The organism is Lactococcus sp. bn62, from assembly GCF_029492705.2.
GTDB classification, from domain to species: Bacteria; Bacillota; Bacilli; order Lactobacillales; family Streptococcaceae; genus Lactococcus; species Lactococcus petauri.
Genome location: NZ_CP120417.1, coordinates 1,967,682 through 1,984,584 on the forward strand (window position 1 = coordinate 1,967,682; position 16,903 = coordinate 1,984,584).

Here is a 16,903-nt window from a genome sequence, read left to right on the forward strand (position 1 = left end):
CATATAGTCATTCTACTTTATTCAGTTTTCAAAGGTCTATCGCTCTCGTAAGAGATACGCTCTCTCGCGACAACTATTATATTCTATCAAACTCACTTTGTTCTGTCAAGAATAAACTGTGATTTTTCTCCCTTTTTTTTACACTCGTTCGGAAAACCCCGCCGTTGTCACGTTTAAAGACTATAAAAAAACAGACACCATTGTGTCTGGTTTCCTGTTTTTTATTAAAAGAGGTCTTCAAAGAGACTTAATTGATTATCTTCTGGCATTCCTTGGAGGATTCCCATAGATTTCATATTGTCAACAACTGTTTGTGACACGCCTCCTCGTTTACGAAGTTCCATAATACTCAAGAACTCTCCTTCTTTACGGGCTTCAACAAGTTGTTTTGCAACGTTTTCGCCCAAGCTATCCATTGTGATAAATGGTGGAATCAATGTATCGCCATCGATAACAAATTCTGTAGCTTCACTGCGGTAAAGGTCAATTTTACCAAATTTATAGCCGCGTTCAAGCATTTCGTTACAAAGCTCAAGCGTTGTCATTAAAGAGACCTCAGTGTTGGTTGCATCGAAACCTTTATCACGAATCTCCTTCATCTTCGCCTTGACTGCATCTAAACCTGCTCCCATCGTTGCAACATCAAATGTTGTTGCACGAATAGAAAACCATGCACAATAGTAAAGAATTGGCTTATGTACCTTGAAATAAGCAACACGAAGAGCCATCATAATATAGGCAGCAGCATGGGCTTTCGGGAACATATATTTGATTTTCGAACAAGATTCAATATACCAATCTGGGACACCATGCTCACGCATCGCATTAACATAGGTTTCTCTTTCTTCTGCCCCAATCTTGCTCCACATCCCTTTACGCACTCGTTCCATAATATTAAAGGCCATGGATTCGTCTAAACCAGCATGTATCAAGTAAACCATAATATCATCCCGACAACCGATAACGCTGGACAAGTCAGCAATTCCTGAGCGTATTAATTCTTGGGCATTACCTGCCCATACGTCCGTACCATGTGAAAGTCCTGAAATTTGCAATAAATCTGCAAAAGTTTTAGGTTTAGCTTCAGCAATCATGTTCATTGAAGTGAAGGTCCCCATCTCAGGAATACCTAGCGTACCAAGTTTTGCGCCTAGTTGTTCCTCCGTAATTCCCAACGATTCTGTACCTGTAAAGAGTTTCATTACTTCCTCATCGTCCATGGGAATATCTTGTGGGACAATCCCCGATAAACTTTGGAGTTTTCGAATCATCGTCGGATCATCATGTCCAAGAATATCAAGTTTTAAGATGTTATCATGAATCGCATGGAAATCAAAGTGGGTAGTTTGCCATTCCGCACGCACATCATCAGCTGGATATTGTACAGGTGTAAAATCATAGACATCCATATAGTTTGGAATAACGATAATCCCGCCCGGGTGTTGTCCAGTTGTACGTTTAACACCTGTTGAAGTCATGGCTAAACGATCAATTTCAGCATTGCTATAAAACTGATTGTAATCTCGTTCATAACCTTTGACAAAACCAAAGGCTGTTTTTTCGGCTACCGTACCAATTGTTCCCGCACGAAAAGCATAGTCTTCTCCAAAAATATCACGGACATCCAAATGGGCCAAAGGCTGATCATCCCCCGAGAAGTTCAAGTCAATATCGGGTACTTTGTCACCTTTGAAACCAAGGAAAGTTTCAAAGGGAATATCATGACCATCTTTTACCAACTTATGTCCGCATTTTGGACATTTTTTATCAGGCATATCATAACCTGAGCCGTAGCTCCCATCATCATAACATTCAAAATATTGACATTCCGGGCAGCGATAATGCGGTGCAAGAGGATTAACCTCGGTAATACCAATCATTGTAGCTACAAGTGATGAACCCACTGATCCACGAGAACCTACTATATAACCACGTTCATTTGAACGCCGTACAAGTTCTTGCGAAATAATATAAACCACGGAGAAACCATTCCCTATAATAGAACGTAACTCTTTTTCCAAACGCGCATCTACAATATCTGGCAAAGGATTGCCATACCACTCGTGCGCTTTCTCATAAGTCAAACGCGTGATGCGCTCCTCAGAACTTTCTCCACCTTCAAAGGTCATTTTCGGTGTATAAAGATCATCTCTTACAGGTGTTAATTCTTCAAACCGCTCTGCCATTTCTTGCGTATTGGTGATGACAATTTCACGCGCTGTGGCTTCGTCTAAGAAGCTAAATTCGTCCAACATTTCATCTGTCGTACGGAAATGCGCTTCGGGTAAAGGTAGAGGTTTTGCATGCTCCCCTCTTCCTTGATTCCAGTTGATTTCTGCCCCTTGACCCAGCGAACGTATAATAATCTCACGATTTATCGCATCTTCTGGGTTAAGGTAATGAGCATCACCAGTAGCTAAGACCGGTTTGCCTAACTTCTTGCCGAGCTTAATCAAGTCTTTCAGCGTTTGTTGCAGCTCTTTCTCACTCTTAAAATTACCCCCGACAACAAGAGATTGATACAGCGCTGGCGGCATAACTTCAATAAAGTCATAAAACTTGGCAATTTCTAAAGCTTCTTCAAAGGTTTTATTGGTTATTGCATCGAAAACTTCGCCTGATTTGCAGGCTGAGCCAACAATGATGCCTTCTCTATGTTCTTGCAAAACGGAACGCGGAATACGTGGTACACCAGCAAGATACTTAACATTAGAATAACTTACAAGTTTAAATAAATTCTTCAAACCTGCTTGTGTTTGAGCATAAAGTGTAACGTGTTTTGGACGGACTTTCTTATAAGAATCTTCCGCTACGAGTTTGTCGTTCAAGTCAAGCAGTGATGTCCAGCCAAAACGATCGCGAACTTCATTAAGGAAGACAAACAATAAACGTCCCGTCGCTTCCGCATCATAATTGGCCATGTGGTGATGCTCTAAACCAATCTGAAACTTTTTCGTCAATTGTCCCAAACCAAAACGCTTCATCTCTGGGTACAGATTACGAGCGAATTCTAAAGTATCCACTACAGGTTGCTTAATGATAGGTAAGCCATTTCGCTGATAATTCATATTCATAAAGCCTACGTCAAAAGTAGCATTATGGGCTACCAAGATACTGCCTTGACAAAATTCTTGAAAGGCTTTTAAAACATCATATAGAGGCTTCGCATTTTTTAAATGATCCTGTGTAATACCTGTTAATTCTGTTGTAAAATCACTAATGGCATAACCAGGGTTAATAAACTCATCAAACTCGCCGATGGGATTTCCCTTATGCATCTTCGTTCCGGCAATTTGAATCAAGTCATTATGGACAGCAGATAGTCCTGTCGTTTCCACGTCAAAGACAACATAAGTTGACTCATACATGTTGACATCTTCTTCATTGAACACAATAGGGATCTTGTCTTCTACCAGATTTGCCTCTACGCCATAGATAATTTTTACACCATGTTTTTTCCCGGCTTGATGGGCTTCAGGATAAGCTTGAAGACCCGCATGGTCTGTAATGGCAATTGCTTTATGACCAAATTTCGCAGCTTGAGCAACAAGCTTACTTGCAGGAGGCATCGCATCCATGGTTGACATATTCGTATGGCTATGGAATTCCACACGTTTATCTCCTTCAGCCGCCTTATCTTTCCGCACTCTTTGTGTCGGTATTTCTTGTAAGTCACTCATCTGGAGAACAAGATCTTTTTTATAGTCATCATGCTGCACTGTGCCGCGTACCCGCGCCCAAATGCCTGTAAGCTGCTTAGCCACAGCAATTTCTTCATCTCCACGAACCCATTTTGAGATATAAAAGCTGGATGTATAGTCAGTCATTTCAATCTCTAACAGATGGCTAATATTTCCTGTCTTGCGTGATTTAATCTCGCGCAGCTCACTCTTGAAGATATAACCTTCAAACACCAAAGAGCCATGAGTAGAAAATTCACTGACCGAACGCATCGGTGTGATTGGCTCAGAATTCTTAATTTCGCGCCCTATCTGAATTTTATCTGATTTTACAGCACTAATTTGTGCCGCAACTCGGCTACAATCTTCTTTTTTAGCAATCTCAACGACATCATTTGCGGTCATGACTAGATCGTCTTTATAAACATCATGTGCAATATTTCCACGCACACGCAGCCAAATGCCTTGTTCAAATTGAATCGAGCCATCTTCACTTGTATTGGCCGCTTTGACTTTCTCAACGATGGTGTTAAATTGAGCTATTTCATTGTCTTTGCGCCCCCATTTAACAACTTGGAAGATGGAAGTTTCATCCGCAATCTTCATCTCCAAAACATGATTGACTTTTCCTGTACCATTGCTGGCAAACTCACGATGATGCGCATCAAAGACGTAACCTTCAAAAACAACGCCACTTCCCTCGCCAGCGATAAAGCTCATCGAAGTCACGGGGCTTGTGCCGTTAATTTTACGTCCAAATGAAATTCCTTCTGACAAGGCTGTATCAATTTTTTCAGGAGCTTTTTCGGTTTTGGCACTAGCTTCATCTGTGCGTTGCTTTTTGAGTTCACTTATCTGCTGTTGCGAGGCTGACTCTGCAGCCAGCATGTTATGCACTTTACGCTCATGTGCTTCTCGTTTTTCCAAGGTTAACTTTTCGTCAACAACAGGGCGAATAGTAAGTGCTCCAAAGCCAAAATCCTTTAACTTTTCTTCTAAGATAGGGAAGTCTTTTTTTACAAAATGATCCAACTGAGGATTATCTTCGACCAAAAGATTGATCTGAACGCCTCGTTGCTCTATCTGATATTTTTTAAAGATATTCGCAAAAGCTGTATCTGCTAAGTCTGGTAAAGTCAATGCAAGCTGATAATAATCGTTAAGCATCGCCTCATCAAATTCAGGTTGGTCCACTGTTATCGAAAGTTCCGTCTCAGCGATAGTTGAAAAAGCAGACTCAATCAATCCAGACAAAACCTTCCACTGTTCAACTGGCAAGATTTTCTCAAATTTTAATTGGAATTTCCAAAGCTTCCGTTCCGTATGTACTTCGACATTTTCAATTTCTCCACTGGAAAAAAGAGCCGATTCGCGAATTTGGTTTGGCATTTTTATTTGATCCATCAGTTTTTCAAAAAGATTTTCCATTTTTTCTCCGCATATCTCTATTTTTTCTGTATCCTCCATTATAACAAAAAAGCAACATCTGTGCTTTTTATCGGAAATTATTATGAAGTTAAAAAGGCTGAAAGTGATGTCAGCCTTTTTAATTTTAGAAAAAACACGTAAATTTCACTTAAAAACATCAGCCTTTCGCCCTAGGATAGCAAAAAGTATTCCAAAGATAAGAGCGGGGAGAGCAAAACTTAACAAGTCTATAGCTAGAGTGTCAGGAAAATCAAAACCAGACACAAGCATGTGATTGAAAAGCTGACTGAAAAAATGGGTGAGCAATAAAAATGATAAAAAAATTAACTTTAGGATGTCAATTTTCCGAGGTCCAAGCATAAAAACTGCTAATAAGAAAAGACCTGAAATGGCTAGACTTAATAATTCTGTCGTCAGATTGAGGGGAAATTCGAGGAAAGCCACAAGCCCCCATTGCACAAATCTCCTCAAAAAATTGGTGCCTAGCATAAATGCTAAACCCCAAAAAAATAATTTCATAATATTACACCTCACCTTTGGGATATTATAAGTTCTTTTAAAGAGTTTATAAAGGATAATTAACAGCAAAATAATAAAGCCGATCGTTACTATTAAGCCATAAAGTTGTTATTTTATTTAATTTCATCAACTTAATACACCTAATAGTAAATTCATTTTTTAGTACAAATATACCAGATATAGGCCAGAATTATTTTAGGTATTTTACATCGCTTTGCAAGCCTTTCAGTATTAACTTTATTTTTTCCCATGATAATCTTTGCTTAATTTCTTAATAGAATAAGAGGAACTTCCTCTAAATATATTTTTGCTCTTAATATTTTATTAAATTATTTAAAGAAATTGTAACATAATCTTTTCCTTTCAAGAAAAGATATAAAAAAGATTGAGACAATTCCAATCTCAATCTTTTCATTTATACTTTAAAAACTTACCAGATAAGTTTTAGAGGCTTAATCTGTGATATCTTATTTCGTCAAAATCTCAATCGTATTGACAAGTTCTTCTTTATTGATTTCAACAACTTCACCTGTTGCACGAATTTTAACTTCAACGATACCTTCACTTGCTTTTTTACCGATTGTTACACGAACAGGTAAGCCAATCAAATCACTGTCTGCGAATTTAACTCCTGCACGTTCATTGCGGTCATCCACAAGAACTTGATAGCCTTTACCACGAAGGGCCGTTTCTAGTTCAGCTGTTACAGCCATCGCTTCTTCATCTTTTGTATTGACAGGTACCAAGTGAATATCAAATGGTGCAAGCTCTTTAGGGAAGTTGATTGCCCAGCTGAATTTGTACTCTTCACGTGGTGTTTTCTCTACGTAAATGCGGGCAAATTGTTCAAGAATTGCTGAAAGCAAACGGCTCACGCCGATACCATAACAACCCATAACGATCGGCACTGCCTTACCATTTTTGTCAAGAACGTTAGCGCCCATTGAATCTGAGTAGCGTGTGCCTAATTTAAAGATGTGTCCAATCTCAATACCACGCGCAAACTTAAGTGTGCCACGACCGTCAGGAGACATTTCGCCTTCGTTAACCGTACGTAAATCAACAAATTCGTCTACTTCAAAGTCACGACCAAAATTAGCATTACGATAGTGGAAACCATCTTCATTTGCTCCGATGATAGCATTCTTAACCGCTTGAACTTCACGGTCAGCAATAATCTTAACGTCTTTCAAACCGATAGGACCAAGTGAACCAAAGTGAGCTCCAGCTAAGTTTTCAACATCTGCTTCTGTAGCAGGTTCAACAAAACTTGCACCTAAGTAGTTTTGGAGTTTAACTTCATTCAACTCATCATTACCGTGCATCAGTACTACAACCAACTCTTCATCAGCACGGAAAACAAGTGTTTTAATCGTTTCAGCAACGTCAGCTTCTAAAAAGGCAGCAACTTCATCGATTGTCTTCGCGTCAGGTGTTGCAACTTTTTCAAGCTCTAAAGTTTCCGTATAGCTAGCGATATTTTCAAACTTGTTTGTTGCCATTTCCAAGTTAGCAGAATAGTCACCACCGTCAGCATAAACGACTGTGTCTTCACCTGCAACAAGCCATTTGGCAAGTTCTTCTTGGATTTGCTCAATGACTGTGTTTGGAATTTCGTCAATTGATTCAATAGAATTTCCAAGAACCAACCATTTTTCCAGATCCGTGCGATCAGCTGTGATAGCCATAAACTCTTGACTATCTTTACCGCCCATTGCACCACCGTCACCAATGATTGCTTTGAAATCAAGACCCGCACGACTAAAGATTTTTTCATAAGCACGCTTGTAGTCGTTGTAAGTTTCATCAAGACTTTCATAGTCCGCATGGAAACTATAACCGTCTTTCATGATGAATTCACGACCGCGGAGCAACCCATAACGTGGACGTTTTTCATCACGATATTTCGATTGAATTTGGTAAACGTTTAAAGGAAGTTTTTTATATGAAGTAACTTCATCACGTACCAGGGCCGTCATTGTTTCTTCATGTGTAGGACCTAGGATAAAGTCGGAATGATCGCGGTTTTTCAACTTGTAGAGATCTTCCCCATAAGTATCGTAACGTCCTGATTCACGCCAGAGATCTGCTGTCAAAAGTGCAGGAGCCAAGAGTTCTACTGCACCGATTTCTTCAAATTCTTCGCGCATGATTGTTTTAAGTTTTTCAAGCACACGATTTGCCAATGGCAAGTAAGCGTAAATACCTGCAGAGATTTGACGGACATATCCCGCACGAACTAAAAGAGCATGTGAGATAACTTGTGCATCGCTTGGCATTTCGCGAAGCGTTGGTATAAGCATTTTTGATTGTTTCATATTTTATTCCTTAAATTTTTCGTTTCTTATCTAATAAAGGCTCGGAGGATATCATTCCAAGTCACAGCAATCATCAAGACCACCATAAAGACAAGACCAACAAGTGTTAAGATTCCTTCTTTTTCTTGTGAAAGTGGTTTGCCTCGTAGGGCCTCAACAATATTGAGGACAATTTTCCCTCCGTCAAGGACGGGGATTGGGATTAAATTTACGATTCCCAGATTAATTGAGAGCATGGCAAGTAAAGCGATAACAGATACTAGACCTTCTCGGGCTGCTTGCCCACTTAAATCATAAATGGCAACGGGTCCACCAAGTTTATCAAGACTTGGCTGTGCAATGAGGTTACCTAAAGCTTTAAATATCAACGTTGTTGCGTTAGCAGCCTGAGTAAAGCCACCCGTTAGCTTATCTAAAAAGCCAGTTTTGATTGTTTGAGTGATACCAATGCGGTATCTTCCGTCAATTTTTTCTGGCTTGAGCTCCAGTGTCTTCGTCGCACCTGCACGTTCGATATCCAGCTTGATTTCACTGCCATCATTTGCACCGATCCTTTGGACAACTTCTTCCCAGTTATTGGTTTTTTCACCATTGACTGCTTGGATTTTATCCTTTGACTGTAAACCTGCCGAATAAGCAGGGGTGCCAGATTGGACTTGTCCGATTTGATTTGTATTAGAAGGTACACCACCTTGCATAAAAGTGATGATAATAAAAGCTATAATCCCTAAAATAAAGTTATTTAAAGGACCAGCAAAATTTGTTAAAATCTTGCCGAGAACGCTGGCACTTTGATATTGTACGTCGCGTGGAGCGATACGAAGTTCCGTGCCATCCGCTTCGATAATTGTTGCATCATGGTCAACTGAATAACGTTTTGTTTCACCAAAAACTTCTCCTTCGATGAAAAGTGCTTCTTCAAAATCGTATTCAGTGACCAGCATGGGGACACTATTTTCCAAAGTCACCCGCTCAGAAAGATTAATTTTAACCACCTGATTTTCAACAATCATCAAAGATGCCGGGGTTCCTTTTTTTATTTCCGTTGTATCATCGCCCCAGCCCGCCATGCGGACATAACCTCCAAGAGGAAGTATACGAATGCTATAAAACGTGCCATCTTTGGCTTGATGTGCAAAAATTTTGGGGCCCATTCCAATGGAAAACTCGCGGACTAAAATCCCCGCGCGCTTAGCAAAGAATAGATGACCATACTCATGTACAACAACAATAATACCAAAGACAATGATAAATGTTACCAATGTTTGAATCAATAAAGATCCTCCCTTAATCTTCTAGCTTTTCATCAGCTTGTGAGCGAATAACTTTAAAGGTGTATTTATTTCTTATTTTCTTTGAAATAAAACCCTCCTTAACACTCTATTTTACCTAAAGCGTAATAAAATGTGAAGTGAGAGTATTTTTATTTCGTATTATTTTACCTCAAGGCTTAGAACAAGCCTAATAAATGCATAATTGGGAAGACAAAGATTAAATTATCAAAGCGATCAAGCACGCCTCCATGTCCCGGTAAAAGTTTCCCTGAATCTTTTACCCCATAATGACGTTTGATGCTTGACTCTACCAAGTCACCAATTTGTCCTACGATAGAAAAGACAATGGTAAAGAGAACAAGTTTTACGAAGCCGATTTGAGGCAAGTCATTTTTATAAAAAATAAACATCAAAATTGCAACGACTACTGCAGATAAGATACCTCCAATAGAACCTTCTACCGTCTTATTTGGTGAAACATCGGGGATTAATTTTCGTTTCCCAATTGATTTCCCGACAAAGTATGCCCCAATATCTGTAGACCAAACAATAAATAAAGCCAAGAAGACGACAGCTAATCCACTTTCACGTGCCAAGAGTAAGCTTTGAAAGCCAATACCTACATAAAAGGCTGAGAGAAAAGGAAAGCCAATATCTTCGAAACTATATGAACCTTTGGAAAAAACCATAGCGGTCAACATGCCAAATAAACAAAGCATGAAGAGAAGAGTACTTCCTTCAACATCCATGCCAAAGAAATATTTTCCAATCGGCAAAGCCAAGCATAAGGCCGCCATAGTTGATAATATTCCTTCAAAAGACATCAATTGTAGTTTGTGCATCTTGAACAGTTCATTCATCGCTATAATAACCAACAATGCTATTAAAATTTGAAAATAGGCACCGCCTGCCAACATTAGGCCAATAAAAACGGCTCCTCCGATAATAGCAGTGATTATACGCTTTATCATTTTACTCCTCCATATCTGCGATCACGTTTTTGAAACTCTAAAATAGCAGCATCTAAAGCTGCTTCATCAAAATCTGGCCAAGCTACGTCTGTAAAATAAAGCTCACTGTAGGCAGCCTGCCAAGGTAAAAAGTTAGACAAACGTAATTCCCCTGATGTTCGGACAATCAAATCAGGATCCCGTAAATCTTCAGGTAAAATTGCTGTCTGTAAATGAGCAGAAAGTTCTTCTTCTGTAATTTCCGCCAAATCTTTGCCACTTTTTGCCAACTCTTGAACAGCCAAAAGGATATCCCGACGTCCGCCATAATTCATGGCAAAGTTAAGAGTCATTCCTGTATTATTGGCTGTTTCAGCAGCTGCACGGTCAATTGAATTTAAAGTTGCTTTCGGTAAACCTTCGCGCTCACCAATCATCCGAATTTGGATATTTTCTTCATTAAGAATTGGAAGATATTTACTATAAAAATCAATGGGCAAACTCATGATAAACTTGACCTCATCCATAGGACGAGACCAGTTTTCTGTCGAAAAAGCATAAACAGTCATTACCTTTACACCACGTCTTTGTCCGTGGATAGCTGCCGTCTTTAGGGCATCCATTCCGGCCTTATGCCCAAAAATTCTTGGTTTCCCTTGACTTTTAGCCCAACGGCCATTTCCATCCATAATTATTCCAATATGCCGTGGCACTGGAATTTGCTCTTGCGAGTTATTTTTTAAGTTATTAAACATAGCACCTCACAGTTAGTACTCCCATTTTATCATATTTTGGATAAAAACACAGGTAAATTCGATACATTTTGCTCTGAAGTCACTGCAGCAATGGCTCTCTAAAGAGAAAAAGACCTGTTTTTTACAATACAATCATGGTGTTTTCGAAAAACAAAAAACCTATCACGAGTGATAGGCTTTTAAACTTATCTTTTACTGCTTATTCTTCGATTGGGTTATCTTCTTTTTTAGTTTCTTCAACAACTGTTGTTTCAGAAACTGTTGGTGCTGCAGCAGTATTGTTTTTTACTGTTTTAACAGCTGCACGATCAAAAGTTAAAATAACGCCTTCACAATCTAATTCAATCGTTGCATCAGCTTCATTCATACCACTCAAGACACCGTGTAAACCACCAATAGTTACGATTTCTGCGCCAATAACCATTGAGTTCAATTGTTCTTGACGTTGTTGTTGAGCTTTCTTTTGGCTACGGTTCATGAAGAACATCATCCCACCTACAACAACAACCATAAAGATCAAAGACATAACATTCATTTATTAAATTCTCCTTTAAAACATTGATTATCCACAGACAATAGGACTATTATAGCACATTTTGTAAGGGCTGTCTATAAATACTTGGACGCTTCACGCAAAGACAAATTTGCAAGTTTTTCTTCATTTTCTGAAAGAAAGTGGGCGACCCATTTTGGATGCGTCTTCGAATAATCTCTTAAAGCCCAGCCGATAGCCTTATTAATAAAAAATTCCTTTGACCCCAGATTATTTCGAATTACGGAGGACAGGAGTTCTGTATCTGTCGCTTCTTTAAAACCAAGCTGACAATCAATTGAGATACGACGAATCCAAAAATTTTCATCTATTGACCAATTCAAAATATCTTGTGATTTTATCTTTCCACTAAGCAAGAGAGTTCCCACCAACTCATCCAAACTATCCACTGTTTCCCACCAAGATTTGGTCGTTGCTAGCTGATAAATTTGGGGTAAATCTGTAGTCTTTAGATACTTCTTCATTTTTCGAAGATAGTCACATGCCAAATATTGAAATTCTCTTTCTTCTTCTGACCACAAACGATTAACAAGTTGCCAATCGATTATCTTTTCTTCAGCTTTTTCCTTTAAGAAACTTTTTGATAAGTCGCGACGAACCGGTGTTGAAATCCCTAAAAATTTAAACTGGTTGCGCAAATAAGCTTCTTGCTTCTTTGCCTTTTCTGTATCAGCATGGGCCTGAAAGTCTTCTATGATTTTCATTTATGATAGGCACTCCCTCTATTTATCATTTGTGCGCGATAAATTTGCTCAATAAGCACAAGCCGCATTAATTGATGGGGTAAAGTAAAACGCCCAAAAGATAGTTGTAAATCACTTCGTTTATAAACAGCATCAGATAGCCCCAGAGATCCTCCAATAACTAAAACTAAGTGACGCGTACCATAAATTTCACAGTTCTTCACAAATTCGGCCAGATTCTCACTGGTCATTAGCTTGCCTTGAATGGCAAGAACTGCCAACTTATCCCCATCATCAATTCGAGCCAATATTTTTTCACCTTCTCGATTTTTTACTGCTTCTTTTTCCTTGTCTGAAGCATTGTCGGGAATTTTTTCATCCGGCAACTCAATAATTTCCACAGGATTCATCGTGCGCATACGCTTTTGGTATTCGGCTATGCCATCCTTGAGATACTTTTCTTTAAGCTTTCCTACAACAATTAATTTTATCTTCATTCTTCTATTTTATCTTTTTCCCCAGTTGAAAGCAAAATGAAAGCTAGATTTATCAACATTTTTCACAACTTATCCACATTCTTGTGGAAAAGCTGTGAATTTTATTCACTTGTTCACAATTATTATTGAGTTCTACACAGAAGTGTGGAAAACTTCTTTTTCCATTTCCATTTTAGTGGCTTTTAAGGTATTATATAAATGTGAGTATCCCGCAATTATAAGTATTATATTAAAGATTATTTAAGGAATGTACATTATACTTGTGTATAAATATTTCTTACTGGAAAAGGAGATTCTTGTACTATGGCAAAAAAAAATATCGCCTCATTACTTATTACAGGCGTAGCCGGGGGTGCTATCGCTCTCGGAGGTAGTGCTATCTACCAAAATATGACCAACACGCCGTCATCTAACAACACTTCGGACAATTCTGTAAGTACAGTTAACGTCCAAGTAAATACAGATACTACAAAAGCAATCAAGAAAATTTCGAACACTGTTGTTTCCGTTCTTAATTACCAAAAATCGTCCTCAAGCAACGATTTTGAGAAGATTTTCGGCGGAGGCGATACAAGTAGCAATGAGAGTAATACGCCACAGCTGGCTGGAGAGGGTTCTGGTGTTATTTACAAAAAGGATGGCAATACAGCATATATCGTCACCAACTATCACGTTATTGAAGGTGCTTCTTCCTTAGAAGTTCTCATGGCCGGCGGTCAAAAAGTTACTGCTGAAGTTGTTGGTTCTGATGCTTATTCTGATTTAGCTGTCCTCAAAATTGATGCTAAGTATGTCAAAGAAACAGCAACATTCGGCAACTCTGACAAACTTACTGTTGGTGAGCCCGCTATCGCGGTGGGTTCTCCCCTTGGAAGTGAGTATGCAAACTCAGCAACAGAAGGAATTGTTTCAAGTCTAAATCGCAATGTTACACTGCAAAACAGCCAAGGCCAAACAATTAATGTTAACGCTATTCAAACCGATGCAGCTATTAACCCCGGTAACTCTGGTGGTGCACTCATAAATATTCAAGGACAAGTCATCGGGATTACCTCAAGTAAAATTACCTCAACACCAAGCGGAACAAGCAGTAGTGGTGTCTCTGTAGAAGGTATGGGATTTGCGATTCCAGCCAATGATGTCGTTAACATTATCAATAAGTTGGAAAAAGATGGCAAAGTTATTCGACCTGCTCTCGGTGTACAAATGGTCAACTTGTCAAGTCTTTCCCAAAACATGTTAGCTTCACTTAACCTTCCTGAAAACGTGACTAACGGTGTTGCTATCGCTGAAGTTCAATCAGGAATGCCTGCTGCCAAAGCTGGACTCAAGCAAGGCGACGTTATTGTCAAAATCAATGATGACGAAATCACTTCAAGCGTGAACCTTCAAAGTACACTTTATAAGTCTTCAATTGGTGATACGATTAAGGTAACTTATTATCGTGACGGAAAACAGGCTACTGCGAATATCAAATTGGATAAAACAAGTAGTGATATCAACTTTGACAAACAAAATTAAAAAATTACATCCCCTTGAAACAGGGGATTTTTTGATAAGGAATTATAATAAATATTTATTTTTTATTAATAGAATTATGGTAAAATAGTGATAAGCATGAAAATATTACTTTATTTAGAAGCCGAACAAATTTTGAGCCGCTCAGGAATTGGTCGTGCAATGAAACATCAACAAAGAGCATTAGATTTAATGCAAGTAGAGTGGACCCAAAATCCCAATGAGGACTATGACATTCTCCATCTCAATACTTATGGGCCTCAAAGTTGGCGGATGCTCAAAAAAGCCAAAAAAGCTGGAAAAAAAGTTATCTTCCATGGACACTCTACAGAGGAAGATTTCCGAGATTCATTTATCGGTTCTAACTTAATTGCACCTCTGTTTAAACGCTATTTGATGCGTTTTTATCGTAAAGCTGATTTGGTGATCACGCCTACAGACTATTCAGCTGGACTTTTACGTGGGTACGGCTTGACTTGTCCTATCTTGCCCATCTCCAATGGGATTGATTTGAACAAATATCAAGCTAAACCTGAGAAAGAGGAAGCTTTCCGTCAATATTTTAAGATTAAAGACGAACAAAAAGTGGTCATTTGTGCCGGACTTTATTTCAAACGGAAGGGCATTGACGATTTCGTTAAAGTTGCCGAAAAAATGCCAAATGTTCAGTTCATCTGGTTCGGCTATCAAAACCTTTGGACCATCCCTGGATGGGTACGTCGAATCGTTAAAAAGAACCATCCTGATAATGTACGCTTCCCCGGCTATATCAAAGGGGATATCTATGAAGGAGCAATGACTGCTGCTGATGCCTTCTTCTTTCCTTCACGTGAGGAAACCGAAGGTATTGTAGTTTTAGAAGCACTGGCCAGTCATCAAGATGTTGTGGTACGTGATATACCAGTTTATAAAGGATGGCTCGATACCACATCAGCTAGTTTAGCCACAGATGTTGATGGTTTTGTAGCTGAGCTCGAAAAAGTACTGAACGGCACAATTGATAAAACAGAAAAAGGCTATCAAGTTGCACAAACACGCGCCATTGAACATGTCGCCGCTGAACTCGCTGCTGCTTATCGCCAAACTTTGGAGTTATAAAAGAGAAAGACTATGAGAATCGGAATTTTTACAGACAGCTACTTTCCACAAATTAGTGGTGTGGCTACAAGTATTCAAAGCTTAACTATTGAGTTAGAAAAACTCGGACATCAGGTTTTTATCTTTACTACAACAGATCCACACGCTGATGTCGATCATGAGCCTGAAAATATCATACGTTTCCAAAGTGTGCCATTTGTATCACTTGCTGAACGTAAGATTGTAATCAAGGGAGTTTTTGCTGCTTATCAGATTGCACAAACTTACCAGCTTGATATTATCCACACACAAACAGAGTTTGGTATGGGACTCTTAGGAAAAATGGTCGCACAACAGCTTCAAATTCCTGTCATCCATACTTTACATACAAAATATGAGGACTACGTCCATTATATTGCTAAGGGTCATTTGATACGCCCTAGTATGGTGAAGTATATCATCAAAAACTTCCTTCGAGGTAGTGAGGCTATTATTTGCCCCAGCCAAATGGTCTTAGATACTGTCAATGGCTACGGTATCGACTTACCTAAACGAATTATTCCTACAGGGATTGATTTGTCTCGTTTCAAACGAGATGAAATTACTCACGAGGAGATTCAAGATCTACGTCATAGCTTAGGACTTAAAGATGATGAAACAATGCTTCTTAGCCTCTCACGAATTGCGGCGGAGAAAAACATTCAAGCAGTTGTAGCAGCCATGCCACAGTTGGTTGAACAAATTGCTGTAAAATTGGTCATTGTCGGAGATGGTCCATATATGAAGAATCTCCAAGATCAAGTGGCTGAGCTAGGGATGGAAGAATACGTTGTCTTTACAGGGGCTGTAGAAAATACCAAAACGGCTTACTACTATAAAGCTGCAGACTTCTTCATTTCAGCCTCAACTTCTGAAACGCAAGGTTTAACTTATCTTGAAGCACTAGCTGCCGGCACACGTGTTTTAGCAACCGTAAACCCATATCTCACAGAGCTTATTGATGATAAGGAGTTTGGCCGACTCTTTGCTTCTGATGAAGAAATCGTTGATACGGTCGTCGCAGCGGTACAAGAAAGTCAAACACTTGATCAAGAAAAATTTGCTAAAAAATTGTACGAAATTTCTGCAGAAAACTTCGCACAACAAGTCTATAACTTCTATCAAGACACCATTGTTGAATATCAAGCACGTAAAAATTCTGAGCATTTTTTAGAAGAATTTGATGTGGTTACTCAAAGATGGTCAAGACAAATGAAACGTTCTATTCGTAGAGAAAAAATTAGGGCGCAATATTTAACAAAAAAAGCAACTAAACTCGCTAAAAATCTACAGAATTATGTTAAAATAGATAAAGAAAATATGAAATAAGGCTTGTGGGACAATTAAAAGGTCCCTTAAAATAAGCATTGGAGGAAATAATGAAATCACATTTGATGGCAATCATGGATCGTTTGAATCGTTTGATTGAAACGGCTGATCCAAAAGAAACTTACAACTTTGAGCGCGAAGGTGAAGTTATTGCAACTGTAAGCTTCGTGCCAGAAGAAACTGCCTTTTCTATCAAATATCCAAAACAAAAAGATGTTGCTATCTTTGATGATATCGACCTTGTAGCGATTGAACTTTACGATATGATTTATTAAACAAAAAA

Annotated in this window: 12 protein-coding genes and 2 pseudogenes; 4 read left to right on the plus strand and 10 right to left on the minus strand. The window is 38.9% G+C overall.

Going from position 1 to position 16,903, the window contains the following annotated elements; translation table 11 throughout:
* Positions 1–224: 224 nt before the first annotated feature.
* The 10 genes and pseudogenes from P3G65_RS10255 to rlmH all read right to left on the minus strand — a co-directional run.
* Positions 225–4,061, minus strand: a pseudogene (locus P3G65_RS10255) (PolC-type DNA polymerase III); the annotation flags it as partial.
* Between the two features lie 441 nt (positions 4,062–4,502).
* Positions 4,503–5,147: pseudogene (locus P3G65_RS10260) on the minus strand (PolC-type DNA polymerase III N-terminal domain-containing protein); the annotation flags it as partial.
* A 105-nt stretch (positions 5,148–5,252) separates the two neighbouring features.
* Entirely contained in the window at positions 5,253–5,627 is a 375-nt protein-coding gene (locus P3G65_RS10265) for a hypothetical protein (RefSeq protein WP_019291560.1), read from the minus strand.
* A gap of 467 nt (positions 5,628–6,094) precedes the next feature.
* Positions 6,095–7,945, minus strand: coding sequence for a proline--tRNA ligase (locus P3G65_RS10270; RefSeq protein ID WP_019291561.1), 1,851 nt, complete (start codon positions 7,943–7,945; stop codon positions 6,095–6,097).
* A 26-nt stretch (positions 7,946–7,971) separates the two neighbouring features.
* Positions 7,972–9,219, minus strand: a complete 1,248-nt coding sequence (gene rseP / locus P3G65_RS10275) for an RIP metalloprotease RseP (protein ID WP_019335277.1) — start codon at positions 9,217–9,219, stop codon at positions 7,972–7,974.
* A 176-nt stretch (positions 9,220–9,395) separates the two neighbouring features.
* Positions 9,396–10,190, minus strand: coding sequence for a phosphatidate cytidylyltransferase (locus P3G65_RS10280; protein WP_019291563.1), 795 nt, complete (start codon positions 10,188–10,190; stop codon positions 9,396–9,398).
* Complete coding sequence (locus P3G65_RS10285; protein ID WP_019291564.1) at positions 10,187–10,924, minus strand: isoprenyl transferase; 738 nt, start codon at positions 10,922–10,924, stop codon at positions 10,187–10,189. The genes P3G65_RS10280 and P3G65_RS10285 overlap by 4 nt, the downstream gene beginning before the upstream one ends.
* A gap of 199 nt (positions 10,925–11,123) precedes the next feature.
* Positions 11,124–11,459 carry a preprotein translocase subunit YajC gene (gene yajC / locus P3G65_RS10290; protein ID WP_014025468.1) on the minus strand — a complete coding sequence of 112 codons (336 nt, stop codon included), beginning with the start codon at positions 11,457–11,459 and terminating at the stop codon, positions 11,124–11,126.
* Positions 11,460–11,533: 74 nt separating this feature from the next.
* Positions 11,534–12,181, minus strand: a complete 648-nt coding sequence (locus tag P3G65_RS10295; protein WP_019291565.1) for a DNA alkylation repair protein — start codon at positions 12,179–12,181, stop codon at positions 11,534–11,536.
* Positions 12,178–12,657, minus strand: coding sequence for a 23S rRNA (pseudouridine(1915)-N(3))-methyltransferase RlmH (rlmH, locus tag P3G65_RS10300; protein ID WP_019291566.1), 480 nt, complete (start codon positions 12,655–12,657; stop codon positions 12,178–12,180). The genes P3G65_RS10295 and rlmH overlap by 4 nt, the downstream gene beginning before the upstream one ends.
* 303 nt (positions 12,658–12,960) lie before the next feature.
* Here rlmH and P3G65_RS10305 point away from each other — a divergent pair, with 303 nt between their 5' ends.
* The 4 genes from P3G65_RS10305 (at position 12,961) to P3G65_RS10320 (ending at position 16,895) form a co-directional block, all read left to right on the plus strand.
* On the plus strand, positions 12,961–14,178 hold the full coding sequence (locus P3G65_RS10305; protein ID WP_019291567.1) for a S1C family serine protease: 1,218 nt from the start codon (positions 12,961–12,963) through the stop codon (positions 14,176–14,178).
* 96 nt (positions 14,179–14,274) lie between these two features.
* Positions 14,275–15,273, plus strand: coding sequence for a glycosyltransferase family 4 protein (locus tag P3G65_RS10310; RefSeq protein ID WP_019291568.1), 999 nt, complete (start codon positions 14,275–14,277; stop codon positions 15,271–15,273).
* 12 nt (positions 15,274–15,285) lie between these two features.
* Positions 15,286–16,620, plus strand: coding sequence for a glycosyltransferase family 4 protein (locus P3G65_RS10315; protein ID WP_019291569.1), 1,335 nt, complete (start codon positions 15,286–15,288; stop codon positions 16,618–16,620).
* A gap of 50 nt (positions 16,621–16,670) precedes the next feature.
* Complete coding sequence (locus P3G65_RS10320) at positions 16,671–16,895, plus strand: DUF1797 family protein (protein WP_003133519.1); 225 nt, start codon at positions 16,671–16,673, stop codon at positions 16,893–16,895.
* Positions 16,896–16,903 lie beyond the last annotated feature (8 nt).

Bases quoted from the DNA above. Each gene is read 5' to 3' on its own strand.
- yajC (WP_014025468.1), bottom strand. From the start codon at position 11,459: ATGAATGTTATGTCTTTGATCTTTATGGTTGTTGTTGTAGGTGGGATG.
- rlmH (WP_019291566.1), bottom strand. From the start codon at position 12,657: ATGAAGATAAAATTAATTGTTGTAGGAAAGCTTAAAGAAAAGTATCTC.
- P3G65_RS10285 (WP_019291564.1), bottom strand. From the start codon at position 10,924: ATGTTTAATAACTTAAAAAATAACTCGCAAGAGCAAATTCCAGTGCCA.
- P3G65_RS10315 (WP_019291569.1), top strand. From the start codon at position 15,286: ATGAGAATCGGAATTTTTACAGACAGCTACTTTCCACAAATTAGTGGT.
- P3G65_RS10280 (WP_019291563.1), bottom strand. From the start codon at position 10,190: ATGATAAAGCGTATAATCACTGCTATTATCGGAGGAGCCGTTTTTATT.
- P3G65_RS10305 (WP_019291567.1), top strand. From the start codon at position 12,961: ATGGCAAAAAAAAATATCGCCTCATTACTTATTACAGGCGTAGCCGGG.
- P3G65_RS10295 (WP_019291565.1), bottom strand. From the start codon at position 12,181: ATGAAAATCATAGAAGACTTTCAGGCCCATGCTGATACAGAAAAGGCA.
- P3G65_RS10310 (WP_019291568.1), top strand. From the start codon at position 14,275: ATGAAAATATTACTTTATTTAGAAGCCGAACAAATTTTGAGCCGCTCA.
- P3G65_RS10270 (WP_019291561.1), bottom strand. From the start codon at position 7,945: ATGAAACAATCAAAAATGCTTATACCAACGCTTCGCGAAATGCCAAGC.
- P3G65_RS10320 (WP_003133519.1), top strand. From the start codon at position 16,671: ATGAAATCACATTTGATGGCAATCATGGATCGTTTGAATCGTTTGATT.
- P3G65_RS10265 (WP_019291560.1), bottom strand. From the start codon at position 5,627: ATGAAATTATTTTTTTGGGGTTTAGCATTTATGCTAGGCACCAATTTT.